Here is a 13,510-nt window from a genome sequence, read left to right on the forward strand (position 1 = left end):
CCATGAACCCCGCCCGGTCAACGCTGGGCGGGGCACTTGGGAATTCTCCGCTCAGATCCACGGCAACAACACACTCACCGCCAACGGCAACGCCAGCGCAGCCAGCAACGTCTGCCCGGCGATGATCCCCGCCATCAGCGGCGCATCGCCGCCCAGTTGCCGGGCCATGATGTAGGAGGACGAAGCGGTCGGCAGCGCCTGGAACAGCAGCGCAGCCACCGCCGCCTCGCCCTTGAGGCCAAACAGGTGGCAGGCCGCGAGAGTGATCAGCGGCATGACCATGAACTTGGCCACCGACGACATCCCCACCGGACGCAGCCAACTGCGCACCGCACGCAGGTCCAGCGCCGCACCCACGCAGAGCAAACCCAGCGGCAGCGATGCCTGTCCCAGCGTCTTCAGCAACGGCTCGATCGCCAGCGGCAAACCCAACCCGGTGACATGCAACAAGATGCCGCCGGCGCAGGCCATCAACAGCGGGTTCAACGCCAGTTGCTTCACCACCCCGCCCAACGACAGCCGAGCCGCCGTGCCGTAACGGGCGAACACCAGCACGCAGAGGATATTCACGGTCGGCACGATAGCCGCGTTGGCCACCGCCGCCAGGGCGATACCCTGCGCGCCGAACAAGCCCGCCGCCGCCGACACGCCGACGTAATTGTTGAACCGCACACCGCCCTGGAACACCGAAGTGAACGCCGCGTCATCGACACTGAAACAACGCCGCAACGCCACCAGCAACGCCGCGACCAACACCGTGGACGACACCAGCGCCAGCACCATGCCTTGCACCGGCACGCCATCGAGCCTGGCCGTGGACAGGCCGTGAAGAAACAGCGCCGGCAGCAGCACGTAGTAACCCAGGCGCTCGGCCTGGGGCCAGAAGCCGTCGGCGAGAAACTGGCTATGGCGCAGCCAGGCACCCAGGGCGATCAACAACGCGATGGGCAACAACGCCAACAGCAGAGAAAGGGTCATCGCGCACTCCGGGGCACCAAGGGATGAGCGCTACGATAAAGACCCGGATGCTTGATTAAAAACGATGAATTCTTGAGCCATCCTCAAGTTTTACTCATCGGTCAGCGCAGCCTGACGGCGCACCGCCTGGGCCAGAGCCGCCGCCAACCGGCCCCTCGGCCGGTCTTCGCGCTCGATCAACACCACCTGGCGGGTCCGTTGCGGCTCACCGAACGGCATCAGGGCCAGCAGGCCAAGACGTTCCAGGTTGCGCCGGGACGACGGCACGATGGACACCCCCAGCCCGCTGGCGACCATCTGGATAATCGCCTCCTGGCTGTCCAGTTCCATGGTGGTCCGCACCCGCAGGCGCAAGCGGCGCAGCTCCCGCTCGATGGTGCGCCCGGCCCAGGCCCGGCGATCGAAACGAATGAAAGGCTGCTCCTGCAACAAGCGCCGCGGCTCGACCTGCGCCAACGCCAGCGGCGCAATGATCCAGAACCCTTCCTCGTACAACGGCGTGCTGACCAGACCATACGGGTGTGGCTTGACCGGCTCGGTGGTGACCGCCGCGTCCAGCTCGCCCGCCTCGACCCGCGTCGCCAGTTCGGCCGACATGCCCGAGGCGACGTTGACCCGCAAATGCGGGTGCTCGGCGCCGAGCGCGGCCAGGGCCTTGGGCAAGAGCCCGGCCAGCGTGGTGTGAATCGCCCCCACCCGCAGGCGCCCGCGCAACTCGCCGTCTTCGCCGAGTTCGGCGGCGATGCTGTCGTACAGCGCAAGGATTTCCCGCGCCCGCTCCAGCGCCAGGTGACCGGCCTCGGTCAGCACCGGCAAGCGCCGCGAGCGGTCGAACAGCGGCGCGTTGAATTCTTCCTCCAGGCCACGGATATGCAGGCTTACCGCCGATTGCGTGAGGTGCACCGCGTCGGCGGCGCGGGCGAACGAGCCGTGCTGGGCGATGGCAACCAGGGTTCGCAGGGCACGCAATGACATGGGAAAAGGTCCGTGGGAAAAGTCGCTACAGGTTAGCAATCCACTGGCGATGCGTCTGCGCTGCACGTCTTTGTCCTACCGGCTGTCGCGAATCGGCCTGCAATACGTCGCTCAGAATCGTGTCGATTGATTTGAACTCGCTATCCTCAATGAAAGTCTCGACAGAAGACGGGTTGTGCTTGACGTGCGAGTTGCATCCCGTCCCGGAAAATCACCAAACGGGACACGCCAATGCCAGGGAAAAACCGCAGAAGCCTCAAGGCCAGAGCCACCATCATTTGCCTGCGCAGCGGCAGGGTCCTGCTGGTGCGCAAAAAAGGCGGCAAGTGGAACTTCCCCGGGGGCACCATCGAGTCCGGCGAACACCCCATCGACGCCGCCGCCCGCGAGTTGAAAGAGGAAACCTCCATCCGCAGCCTCGGCCTGTTGCAGCTTTGCACCCTGGAAGTGGACGGCGTCCTCCATCACATCTTCACCGCCCAGCTCGGCGACTACGCCGACGCGGTGGCCGACAACGAAATCGTCGCCTGCAAATGGGTCCGGCGCGATGCCCTGACCGCCACCCTGCTCACCCCCACAGCCTCCGCGTTGATGAGCCGCCAACTCCCCGCCTTGACCGCCTGATCGAGCGTGCCGAGTGCTGCACTTTGCACGGTGACCAAACGGTCAGTCATGCAAATTGCAGACGCGGCATTTCGCCATCTATCTGTAACCCCATGATTTTCAATAGATAAGTCCACAGCCGAAAGCGGCACGGCTTTCGCAATACCCCCAGGGATAACCCAGCACCGACGCCACCCTCGCCGGTGCGAGCCTTATGCCTGGAGAAAAACATGAATGCCATCGACTTGCTGGAAGGCGATCACCAACGGGTCAAGGCCTTGCTGGCCGAGCTGAGCGAATCCACTGAGCGCGGTATCAAGAAACGCACCGAACTGCTGGCCAAACTGGAGCGGGAAATCACCCTGCACACCCAGCTCGAAGAGGAAATCCTCTACCCGGCGTTCAAATCCGAGGGCGGCAAGGAACAGGACGTCATGTACTACGAAGCCAGGGAAGAGCACCGCACCGTGGACTCCCTGGTGCTGCCCGACCTGAAGCAGACCGACCCGGGCACGCTGGAGTTTTCCGGGCGGGTGAAGGTCGTCAAGGAATTGCTCGAACACCATATCGAGGAAGAGGAAAAAGAGATGTTCCCGCAGGCCCGCAAGCTGCTGGGCAAGGCGAAGCTGGATGAACTGGGTGCGCAGATGGAAGCGATGAAGGCCGAGTACAAAAAAGCCTTCCGCGGCCAGGCATCGGCCTAGAGCGCCCGCTTCGCAGGGATTCGAACTTGAAATGCCCCGTGAGCCCCTGGCTCACGGGCAGAGACAATGGAGGGGATTTCAATGGCAGGACCGCAACTGTACGTCATCGACTACGAGCTTCAGGGACAGCAGCGCTCATTCATCATCCGCCTTGAGCACATGGACAACGTCGAGGCCTGGCACTGGGCGAGCTGCGATGCCGGGGTCGGCGTGATCCCGCGCTTTGGCCAGCAGAAGATCAAGAAAGTCAGCCGGCCCATGGCCGAGCGCTATGGCATCGCCAATGTCAGGTGGCGGGTTTCCGGCCAGGGCCAGGAATTCGTACCGACGCCGGTCGACCCGAAGAAATTCGCCGAGTCCGATTGAGCCGCGCAACGCATGCGAAGGGCCGCAACGCGGCCCTCATCACAAGCCCTTCGCCATCTCCGCAGTCCCCGCCCAGCCCAGCGCCTGATACACCGGCCGCCCCGCCTCGGTGGCGTGCAAAATCGCGAACCCCAGCCCGCGCCGCGTGAACTCCGCCTCGCCCAGCCGCATCAACTTCGACGCCAGCCCACGGCGCCGATACTCAGGCTCGACGTAGACATTGAGCACATACCCGCGCTGATCGACCTCCGGGTGCGCCGGATGCGGCGGCCAATCGATGCTCATCAAGCCGATCGCCGCCGCCGGCGCATCGCCTTCCAACAGCACGAACCCGTAATAGCGCCCGTCCTCCAGGCGTGGTTCCAGCCAGGGCCGAAAGTGCTCCGTCATCCGCCGCAGGTTCTGCGCATCGCCACCGGCCTCGAGAAACATCGCCTCGCGGTGACGGCAAACCATCTCGCGATCACCCGGTTCAAGCCGGCGCACGGTGAAGCCAGAGAAGTCGAGATCAGCGGGAATGTCGTTCATCGCGTCGTACCTTGGTCGGAGTTACCGATTCTCGCGCAGCGAGCCCTCGGGCGTTAGACACAGATCCCCGACCCGCCTGCCATACAGATTTGCTGGCATTGGCACCGCTCCCGCGCCCGTGCGACCAAAGCACTATCGGTAGGAAAGCGCTGTGGCCATTGAAGAAAAACTTCTTTGTAAGCGTCGCGAATGTCCGCTATCAATTGCACGAAGCGCCTGACAAACAGGCATTCGATGCATTCAATGCAACAGGACCGACCCGTTCAGATGAATAACAACAAGACGACGGACGCTGTAGCCCTCACCGCCCCCACCCACTGGATCGGCCCTGCGGCTTTCGCCCTGCTGGCCTTCGCCGCCAATTCGATCTTCTGCCGCCTGGCCCTGGTCAACGACGCCATCGACCCGCACAGCTTCACCGCCGTGCGCCTGCTCAGCGGTGCGGCCTTCCTGTTGCTGCTGGTCAGGCTGCGCCACCCCGGCACACCACTGCGCGGTAGTTGGAAAGGCGCGTTGGCGCTGTTTCTGTATGCCTGGCTGTTTTCCATTGCCTACGTGCAACTCGGCGCTGGCGTTGGGGCGCTGATCCTGTTCGGCGCGGTGCAGATCACCATGTTCGTGGTCTCCTGGCTGCGGGGCGACGGTGTCGCGCCGCGGGTCCTGCTGGGCATGCTCATCGCCTTTGCCGGGCTGATTGCCCTGCTCCTGCCCGGCGCCAATGCCCCTGCGCCGGTCAGCGCGCTGACCATGGTGGTCTCAGGCATGGCGTGGGGCGCCTACTCGCTGTTTGGCAAGGGCTCGACCCACCCGGTGAGCGACACCGCCGGCAACTTCACCCGCGCCCTGCCACTGCTGCTGGTGCCGGCGCTGGCAGCGGTGTTCGCCGGGCATCTGCGGATCGGCTCCGCCGGCCTGTTCTATGCCCTCGGCTCCGGCATCCTCGCCTCGGGCGCGGGCTACGCCGTGTGGTACGGCGTCCTCAAACAGATCAGCGCGCAACAGGCGGCGACCCTGCAGTTGAGCGTGCCGGTGATTGCTGCGCTGGGCGGGGTGATGGTGTTGAGTGAGCCGGTTTCGTTGCGGTTGGTGGGGGCATCGGTGGTGGTGTTGAGCGGGGTGGGGCTGGCATTGGCTGGGAGGCAGCGCGGCTGACGAGCATTCAGATAGCGAGAACCAATGCCCCGGCGGCAAAGGCTTTTTCCTTCGAACAGTGATGCATGACGCAGCGTTAAGAGCGCAATTTCCGACTTTCTCGTAGGTGATTTCCCAAGCATACTCCCGCGCCTTATCTGCCATTGCGTGCTGGGGAATCACTGCCTAGTCTTGCTCCGTCGTTGACTCCCAACGACCGGTTTTGACAGACCGTAGTGCTCGGTTCCATCAGCGCCAATCACACCTGTGTTATGGCGGCTGTACGTGGGGCGCCTTCGTGCGCGCCGGGATACCTTTCCTCGGTCTGTCAACCCGCGTACGGCTGCCACCCCTTTGTTTGACAGCGAATTCGTGGCGGCTCCAACTGCAAGGTATACGCCATGAAAAAGATCGTTCCAGATCCACCCATTCTCTTCCTGTATCAAACCACCCAGCCGCCACCTGCCAATGCCTCTGTGGACATGAAGATCCCGCAGATGGTCGCCTGGCCCCATGCCGATGTTGAAAACGGCCTGCAACAGTTGTCGAGGTTGCTGCGCTCGGCGACCGAGTCCAATTACCACGCCGGTGAAGAAGCCGACTGCCGGGCCGAGCCATTGATCTGGAACACCCAGTTCATGCTGGAAGCGGCGCAGGCGGTTCTGGAGTCAGTGCAGCAGGTGGTTGGCCGAGGGGATGCCGGCCGATAAACCGCGACAGGCAAAACCGGGCTCATCGCTGCGCAAGGTGATGCATACAGCAACGAAAACCTCACAGTCTTCGGCTTTCCTGTAGGCAATTCCCGAAGCATACTCCCGAGCCTTATCTGCGATTGCGTACTGGGAAATCACTGCCTGGTCTTTGCCCCGTCGTTGACTCCCAACGACCGGCTTTGACAGACCGACAGCGAACATCCTTCAGTGGCAATATCACCTGCACGGCGTATTACGTCTGAGCATCGTGTTATGGCGGCTGTACGCGGGGCGCATTCGTGCGCGCCGGGTTGTCTCGCTCCGGTCTGTCAACCCGCGTATAGCTGCCACCTGTTTGTTCAGCGACGTGACCCGGCAGCAGGCGGGAAGTTGAGTCAATAGCGGTAGCGTCGGGCGCCGCCTGCACGGCGCTTCGACACGCTCGCGCCGACAGCCGCAGCGCATCTCCCCAGCAAAAAAAAACCCGCCCGCAGAAACTTGTTTCCGACATCCCAGTCTGTAGTAGCAAGCTGCCACTTCCGCTCTGACAGCGCCCTCGCCAATGACCTGCGCGAGGCCGAAAACCTCCCGTAAATCACGAGCCCCTCGTAAGGAAACACCGATGAAACTCAAGGTTGTGCTGTTGAGTGCAGTCCTGCTCGCCTCGCCTTTGTCCCAGGCGTTCGCCGACACCTGTCGGGCGAACACCTCTGGCGGACAGGACTGTGTATACAGCGATGGCACCAGTTCCATAAGCCGCTCCAACATCTTTGGCGGGCACGACACCGATTACAGCGACGGACGCCGTTCAACCAGCCGCGCAAACGCCTCCGGCGGGCAGGACACCACCAACAGCGACGGCACCACCTCCATCAGCCACGCCAACATCTTTGGCGGGCAAGACACCGATTACAGCGACGGACGCCGTTCAACCAGCCGCGAAAACACCAACGGCGGGCAAGACACCACCAACAGCGACGGCACCAGTTCCATCAGCCGTTCCAATATCTTTGGCGGACAAGACACGGACCACTCGGAGTAGCAGTCAGCACACGGCCTGCCGCATTGTTCCCGACAGGCCGTCATTCACTCGATACACTCGGCGCAACGTGGTCATGAAGCGAGAAACAGAGCCCTCGCCCATGGCACTCACGGTCCTGAAAACCTCCCATTGATCCAGAGCCCCTCGTAAGGAAACACCCATGAAACTCAAGGTTGTGCTGTTGAGTGCAGTGCTGCTCGCCTCGCCTTTGTCCCAAGCGTTCGCCGACACCTGTCGGGCGAATATTCTGGGCGGGCAGGACTGCGAGTACAGCGACGGTACCAGCTCCACCAGCCGCGCCAATATCCTGGGCGGACAAGACATCGACTACAGCGACGGACGAAGCTCAACCAGCCGCGAGAACATTCTCGGCGGACAAGACACCGACTACAGCGACGGCACAAGCTCGACCAGCCGCGAGAACATCCTGGGCGGACAAGACACCGACTACAGCGACGGCACAAGCTCGACCAGCCGCGAGAACATCCTGGGCGGGCAAGACACCGACTACAGCGACGGCAGCAGCTCGACCAGCCGTGCCAATATTCTGGGTGGGCAAGACACGGACCACTCGGAGTAGCGGTCAGCACACGGCCTGCCACATTGCTCCCGGCAGGCCGTCATTCACTCAATACGCATAGCGCAGCGTCGTCATGAAGTTACGCGGCGCGCCATACAATCCGGCCGCCGTGGTGGTCAGGTATTCCTTGTCGAACAGGTTGTTGACGTTGACCGTCGCCGACAGCGCCGGGGTGATCTGGTAGCGCGCCATCAGGTTGGCCACGGCGTAGCTGCTCTGCGTGGTGGCGTAGCTCAGTGCATAACCCGATTCGCTCTGCCAGTTCACTCCGCCCCCCACGGTCCATTTGTCCAGCTCGCCCGGCAACCGATAGGTGCTGAAGACCTTGACGCTGTTGCGCGGGATTTCGGTGACGATGCGCTCGTCTTCGTCATTGAAGCTGACGCTGTACGAGTAGCCGCCGGTAACCTGCCAACCCTCGGCCAGTTCGCCGTTGACTTCCAATTCAACCCCTTCGCTGGTAGTGCCGCTGATGGCCTTGTAGGCCTGGAAACCGCTGGGCTGGAGATTACCGCCGTCGGCCACGGCGAGGTTGTCCTGCTCGACACGGAACAGCGCCAGGCTGGCGTTCAGGCGGCTGTCGAAGAAGTCCGCCTTGAGGCCCACTTCATAGCCGGTGCCTTCCTGCGGATCGAGGGGCGTGCCATTGACGTCGCGGATGTTGGCGTTCTGCGGGTTGAAGATCTGCGTGTAGCTGGCGTAGGCAGTCCAGGTGTCGTCCAGGTCGTAGACGAAGCCGGCGTAGGGAATGACGATGCCGGTTTCGGTGCGCTCGGTCCTGGTGGTGGTACCGGTGCTGTACAGCCAGCTCTTGTTTTCGCGGTTCCAGTCCACCACTCGCGCGCCGAGGATCAGGCTGGCGGCGTCGGTCAGGTGCCAGCGCGAGGTCAGGTAGGCGGCGTATTGGGTTTCGGTCATGTCGCTGGCGCCCTGCTTGGTGAACACCGGCTTGGGTGAGTTGCCGTTCCAGGCGTAGATGTTGTCGATGGTGCCGGCATAACCGGAACTCGCCCGCAGCCAGCCGCCGTAGTTCGCTGTACCGCGCTCCTCGATACGCGACAGGGTCACGCCGGTGATCAGCTCATGTTCACGGCCCAGCAGCGAGAACGCTCCAGTGGCATAGGCGTCGAGGTTGTCCTGGGTCGGCGCAGCCTGCCAGCGGGTCGGCATCAACAGCACGCCGCTGCCGTCCGGCTCGACATCCCCCGAGAGGTAGGTGGCCACGGTGTCGTAGTCGTTACGGGCGTGGCTGTACTCGACCTTGCCGCTCCAGCCGTTGGCAAACTGTTGTTCGATGGAAGTAAACAGGGTGCTTTGCTGGCGATCGTAGTAGGACCAGCCAGGCGAGCTGTTGAACGAGCGCTTGAAGTCGGTCATCCCGCCGTCGCCGGTGAACAGCGGAAAACCGGTGCGCATCGGTGCGTTGCTGTGGGTGACCTGGTGGCTGAAGCCGACCGTCAGCAGGGTCGAATCGCTCAGGTCCAGTTCGGTGATGCCGTAGAGGGTCGACAACTCCTGGCTGAAGCGGTCGATCCAGGCGTGCTGGTCCTTGTGATCAGCGACGAATCGACCGCGAATGTTGCCGGCGTCGTTCAGTGCACCGCCCACGTCCACGCTCAGACCATAGCGGTCCCAACTGCCGGCTTCGGCCGAGAGCAGCACCTGAGGGTCACTGGTCGGGCGCTTGCGGATCAGGTTGATGGTCGCCGACGGGTTGCCCAGGCCGCTGATCAAACCGGTGGCGCCGCGCACCACTTCCACACGGTCGTACAGGGCGGTGTTCTGGGTGTAGTTGTCCATGTTCGCCGAAGTCGGCACGCCGTCGATCTCGAAGTTGCGGATGGCGAAACCGCGGGACAGGTAGGTCGTGCTGTCGGCGCCCAGGCTCTCGCGTACCACGGTGATGCCGGTTGTTGCGTCGAGGGCGTCGGTGAGGTTGTCGAGCTTCTGGTCTTCGAGGCGCTGGCGGGTCAGCACGGTGATCGACTGCGGGGTTTCCTTGAGCGACAGGTTCAGCCGCGTCGAACTGCTGGACGACTCGGTGGTGTAGGAGCCGGAGCCCTCGGTGGTCGAGCCCGGCGCCTTGCCGGAAATGCTCAGGGCGGCCAGTTCCAGCGCGGTGTCGCCCGCTGCGGCCTTGGGCATCAGCAGATAGCCGCCGTTGCTTTCACGGCGAACCTGCAAACCGCTGCCTTCGAGCAGGCGCGCCAGGCCATCTTCCACGCTGTACTCGCCACGCAGGCCCGGCGACATCAGGCCGGCGGTCTGCTCGCTGGCGAATGACAAGGTAACCCCGGCGCGATTGGCGAACTGCCCCAGCGCGCTGCCCAGCGGGCCCGGCGCGATATCGAAACGCGCCACCTGTTCTTGCGCCACCGCGACGCCCGGCAGCATCACACAGAGACTGACGACCAGGCCCAGCAAGGCCAGGTGGACGGCGCGAGCCAGGGGGCTCGCCGCTTGCAGCGTAAGACGGGACATGCGGATTTCCTTCGGTTGGCGTGGCAAAAAACGCGGCAGTTATCGCCGCTTCAGTGCTTGGCCGCATGAGAATGAAAATCGGCAACCCTTCGCCGCAAAGTTTTTCACGCTGCCTCGATCCGCACCCAGTAACGAGTCAGGTAGCGCACCCGAATCGGCAAGGCGCCAGCGAGGTTCGCCAGCACGGTGTCGGTGTCGTCGAGGCGGAAGGCGCCGGTCACGCGCAAATCGCCGACCGCTTCGGCGCACGCGAGGTAGCCCGGGCGATAACGCCCCAGCTCGCGCACCACGTCGGCCAGCCGCCAGTCGAGGGTCATCAGCATGCCGTTGGTCCAGGCATCGCTGGCAACGGGAACAACGCTGGCCGCTTCGGTGCGGTTGCGGTCGAAGCCCGCCTGCTGGCCGGCGTCCAGTCGCAACACGGCGGAAGGCGCCAGGGACGGACGCAGTTCCACCGCGTGCTCGAACACCCGCACGTCGCTGCGGCCGCCATGGCTGAACACGCTGAAGCGGGTGCCGAGGGCGCGCACACTGCCTTCCGGTGTGTGCACCAGCAACGGCCGGCGGGCTGGATCGCTGGCGGTTTCGAGCAACACTTCGCCCCGGTGCAGGCGGATTTCGCGCAACGCGCTGCTGAAATTCACGTCCACCGCGCTGTCGGTGTTCACCGTCATCTGGCTGCCATCGGCCAATTGCAGATGGCGGCGTTCGCCTTTGCCGGTGCGGTATTGGGCCATGCGCGACGACAGCGGCTCGACGGTGAACACCGCAGCTCCGGTCGCGCCCGCAGCCAACAAGACACCGAGCACCTTGGTCACCGCGCGGCGCCGCGCCCGCACGCCGGCCAGCGCAGGCAACGCCACGTCCGGCGACAACACGGCGAATTGTCGCTGCAAGCGCTCCACCTGCTCCCAGGCCTCGGCGTGCCGGGCATCCTTCGCCAACCATGCCTGCCAGGCAGCGCGCTCGCGGTCACCCGCCGGCGCCGCGCTCAGTTGCACGTACCAGGTGGCGGCGGCTTCCAGCACATTGCGATCGAGCATCACCTCAGCCCTGCGCCAGCATCAGGCAATTGGTGATCGCGCGGATCATGTGTTTCTTCACCGTGGTCACCGACACGCCGAAGCGCTCGGCAGCGGTCACATAGCTCAGGCCTTCCAGTTGCACGGCGAGGAAGATCGAGCGGGTACGCTCGCCCAGGCCATCGAGCATGGTATCCACCGCCGTGAGGGTTTCGATGATCAGCAGGCGGGTTTCCGGCGAGATATCCACCGCCTCCGGGCGCAGCGCCAGAACATCTAGGTACGCCTGCTCCACGGCCTGACGGCGAAAACGATCGATCATCAAGGCGCGGGCGATGGAACTGAGGTAAGTCCGCGGTTCGCGGATCGCCTCGACATTGCGCGCCGCCAGCACCCGGACGAAGGTGTCCTGGGCGAGGTCCGCGGCATCGCTGGCATTGCCCAGGCGCGTGCGCAACCAGGTTTTCAGCCAGCCGTTGTGTGCCTGGTAAAGCTGATGCAAGGAGGAGGAGTCGAGAGCGGACATGGCGATCGAGGATATGAGAATGATTCTCTACATTGTTGGCGCAAAGCTGGGGGGATAACAAGGGGCGGGTGCAAGGGCGCGGCCTTCAGGGCCTCATCGCAGCAGTCTGGCGCACCGACAGGCCAGCCCCCACAGGCACGCCTCATGCCCACGGAACCCTGACAAATGGCCTTTAGTATCATTTGGCAATGCTTCTCAATACCGCTATATTCCCGCCCGCCCTTTTCCCCTCCATGTGTTTGCGAGCGTAAGTCGTCGTGCCCGAACGCAGTCAGAAACTGGAACTCTACCTCTCCCATCGCCAGGCGCTCGTCGAGTACGCCTCGCCGATCGTGGGCTGCCGCGCCAAGGCCGAGGATGTGGTCCAGGAAGCCTGGCTGCGCTTCAACGAGGCGAGCACCGACCGCATTCCGCTGCCGCAACCGGTGGGTTATCTCTACCGCATCGTGCGTAATCTGGCGTTCGATCTGAACCGTCGACTGACCCTGGAGAACCGCCACCCGGCGAGCGAGGACGAGCTGCAAGGCTTGCCTTCTGAAAATCCTTCGCCAGAATGCGAGGCCCTGTACAGCGACGAACTGCAGCAGGTGGAGAACGCTCTGGCACGCCTGCCGGAACGTTCGCGCCAGGCCTTCGTCATGCACCGCCTGCACGGCATGACCTTCAAGGACATCGCGCTACGTCTGGGCATTTCCACCAGCCTCGCGCACCAACTCGTTCGTGACGCGCTCACTTTCTGCTCGGAGCACTTGAGCGATGACTGATACGCCGCCAGAGGCCCGCGCCAAGGATCCGGTCTGGGAAGCCGCGCTGGACTGGCTGTTCCGCGTGCAGGAATTGCCCGACGACGCAGACCTGCAACAGGCCCTGCTCGCCTGGCTCACCGCCGCGCCAGAACATCAGCGCGCCTACCGCAAGGCCGAGAAAGTCTGGGGCCTGAGCGGCACGGTGATGAACAACCCGGACTTCGAATGCCCCCTGCCTGCGGCCGCTCCCGCGACGATGGCCGCCCCCGCGCAGTTGCCTTCGCGACGCCGGCGCGGCTGGCGGCGCGGCGCTATCGGCACCGCCGTGGCCGCCTGCGCGCTGGTGGTTGCCCTGCTCGACTGGCAGGGCCTGGGCGCCGACTACCGCAGCCCCACCGGCGAGCACCGGGAAATTACCCTGGCCGACGGCAGCGTGGTCGAACTGGACAGCAACAGCGCCATCGATGTGCACTTCAGCGCCGACAAACGCCAGGTCACCCTGCTGCGCGGCCAAGCGTTTTTCGATGTGAAATCCCAGCCCGAGCGGCCGTTCGAGGTCGATGCCGAAACGGTCAGCGTGACCGTGACGGGCACCGCCTTCGCGGTCGAAGTTTCGCCGGTCAGCATCGATGTCAGCGTGGCCCGAGGTTCGGTCAAGGTCGCCGATCGACGCCATCCGGCCAACGCGACCGAGCCGTTGAAGCCGGGTCAGGGCCTGCGTTTCGTCCGTGAGGGTGGCGCGGTCCAGTCGCTGCAAATGCCTGTCGAACAGATCGCCGCCTGGCGCCACTGGCAGATGCTCGCCATCGACCAGCCGCTGAGCGATGTCGTCGCCCGCCTGCGCCAGTACCAGCCGGGCCTGATCGTGCTCAACGACGCGGCGCTGGGCGAGCGCCGCATCACCGCCGCCCTTGACCTGCGCTCGCCGAAAAAAGCCCTGGAAGCCGCCATCGCGCCACTGGGCGCACGGGTGACCAGCGCCAGCCCTTACCTGCTGATGGTCAAGGCCGACTGAGCCCAAAACGCCTGCGTCGAAGTTTTTTCGACTATTTCTGGAAATCCGCAAACGCCGTTCGTTGTTAACCCGAAATCGACTGATAAGGATTCGCATTAGCGGATCTGACCTTGAATTTTCA

Annotated in this window: 15 protein-coding genes; 9 read left to right on the forward strand and 6 right to left on the reverse strand. The window is 63.9% G+C overall.

Going from position 1 to position 13,510, the window contains the following annotated elements; genetic code table 11:
* Positions 1–51: 51 nt before the first annotated feature.
* Positions 52–978 carry an AEC family transporter gene (locus HWV67_RS24720; RefSeq protein ID WP_175653158.1) on the reverse strand — a complete coding sequence of 309 codons (927 nt, stop codon included), beginning with the start codon at positions 976–978 and terminating at the stop codon, positions 52–54.
* A 90-nt stretch (positions 979–1,068) separates the two neighbouring features.
* Positions 1,069–1,953, reverse strand: a complete 885-nt coding sequence (locus tag HWV67_RS24725; RefSeq protein ID WP_175653159.1) for a LysR substrate-binding domain-containing protein — start codon at positions 1,951–1,953, stop codon at positions 1,069–1,071.
* A gap of 231 nt (positions 1,954–2,184) precedes the next feature.
* On the opposite strand from HWV67_RS24725, the gene HWV67_RS24730 reads away from it, so the two are divergent.
* From HWV67_RS24730 to HWV67_RS24740, 3 genes are all read left to right on the forward strand, one after another.
* Positions 2,185–2,577, forward strand: a complete 393-nt coding sequence (locus HWV67_RS24730) for an NUDIX hydrolase (RefSeq protein ID WP_175653160.1) — start codon at positions 2,185–2,187, stop codon at positions 2,575–2,577.
* 209 nt (positions 2,578–2,786) lie between these two features.
* The gene (locus HWV67_RS24735) at positions 2,787–3,260 is read left to right on the forward strand and encodes a hemerythrin domain-containing protein (protein ID WP_175653161.1); all 474 of its coding nucleotides are present in this window, start codon (positions 2,787–2,789) and stop codon (positions 3,258–3,260) included.
* Positions 3,261–3,341: 81 nt separating this feature from the next.
* Positions 3,342–3,626, forward strand: a complete 285-nt coding sequence (locus tag HWV67_RS24740; RefSeq protein ID WP_110972685.1) for a DUF6555 family protein — start codon at positions 3,342–3,344, stop codon at positions 3,624–3,626.
* Positions 3,627–3,665: 39 nt separating this feature from the next.
* Here the strand turns inward: HWV67_RS24740 and HWV67_RS24745 are convergent, their stop codons facing one another.
* On the reverse strand, positions 3,666–4,154 hold the full coding sequence (locus tag HWV67_RS24745) for a GNAT family N-acetyltransferase (protein WP_175653162.1): 489 nt from the start codon (positions 4,152–4,154) through the stop codon (positions 3,666–3,668).
* A 267-nt stretch (positions 4,155–4,421) separates the two neighbouring features.
* On the opposite strand from HWV67_RS24745, the gene HWV67_RS24750 reads away from it, so the two are divergent.
* The 4 genes from HWV67_RS24750 (at position 4,422) to HWV67_RS24765 (ending at position 7,599) form a co-directional block, all read left to right on the forward strand.
* Positions 4,422–5,306 carry a DMT family transporter gene (locus tag HWV67_RS24750; protein ID WP_175653163.1) on the forward strand — a complete coding sequence of 295 codons (885 nt, stop codon included), beginning with the start codon at positions 4,422–4,424 and terminating at the stop codon, positions 5,304–5,306.
* A gap of 380 nt (positions 5,307–5,686) precedes the next feature.
* The gene (locus tag HWV67_RS24755; protein WP_175653164.1) at positions 5,687–5,995 is read left to right on the forward strand and encodes a hypothetical protein; all 309 of its coding nucleotides are present in this window, start codon (positions 5,687–5,689) and stop codon (positions 5,993–5,995) included.
* Positions 5,996–6,599: 604 nt separating this feature from the next.
* The gene (locus tag HWV67_RS24760) at positions 6,600–7,019 is read left to right on the forward strand and encodes a hypothetical protein (RefSeq protein ID WP_175653165.1); all 420 of its coding nucleotides are present in this window, start codon (positions 6,600–6,602) and stop codon (positions 7,017–7,019) included.
* 160 nt (positions 7,020–7,179) lie between these two features.
* Entirely contained in the window at positions 7,180–7,599 is a 420-nt protein-coding gene (locus tag HWV67_RS24765; protein WP_175653166.1) for a hypothetical protein, read from the forward strand.
* 48 nt (positions 7,600–7,647) lie between these two features.
* Here HWV67_RS24765 and HWV67_RS24770 read toward each other — a convergent pair whose 3' ends face one another.
* From HWV67_RS24770 to HWV67_RS24780, 3 genes are all read right to left on the reverse strand, one after another.
* Positions 7,648–10,080 (reverse strand): TonB-dependent siderophore receptor, encoded by a 2,433-nt coding sequence (locus tag HWV67_RS24770; RefSeq protein ID WP_175653167.1) that lies wholly within the window; start codon positions 10,078–10,080, stop codon positions 7,648–7,650.
* A 104-nt stretch (positions 10,081–10,184) separates the two neighbouring features.
* Positions 10,185–11,123, reverse strand: a complete 939-nt coding sequence (locus HWV67_RS24775; protein WP_175653168.1) for a FecR domain-containing protein — start codon at positions 11,121–11,123, stop codon at positions 10,185–10,187.
* A 4-nt stretch (positions 11,124–11,127) separates the two neighbouring features.
* The gene (locus HWV67_RS24780; RefSeq protein ID WP_175653169.1) at positions 11,128–11,628 is read right to left on the reverse strand and encodes a sigma-70 family RNA polymerase sigma factor; all 501 of its coding nucleotides are present in this window, start codon (positions 11,626–11,628) and stop codon (positions 11,128–11,130) included.
* Between the two features lie 257 nt (positions 11,629–11,885).
* Here HWV67_RS24780 and HWV67_RS24785 point away from each other — a divergent pair, with 257 nt between their 5' ends.
* Both HWV67_RS24785 and HWV67_RS24790 read left to right on the forward strand, forming a co-directional pair.
* Complete coding sequence (locus HWV67_RS24785; protein ID WP_175653170.1) at positions 11,886–12,392, forward strand: sigma-70 family RNA polymerase sigma factor; 507 nt, start codon at positions 11,886–11,888, stop codon at positions 12,390–12,392.
* Positions 12,385–13,389 (forward strand): FecR family protein, encoded by a 1,005-nt coding sequence (locus tag HWV67_RS24790; RefSeq protein ID WP_175653171.1) that lies wholly within the window; start codon positions 12,385–12,387, stop codon positions 13,387–13,389. The genes HWV67_RS24785 and HWV67_RS24790 overlap by 8 nt, the downstream gene beginning before the upstream one ends.
* Positions 13,390–13,510: the final 121 nt, after the last annotated feature.

This window comes from Pseudomonas sp. Marseille-P9899, from assembly GCF_903166565.1.
Taxonomy (GTDB): domain Bacteria; phylum Pseudomonadota; class Gammaproteobacteria; order Pseudomonadales; family Pseudomonadaceae; genus Aquipseudomonas; species Aquipseudomonas huaxiensis.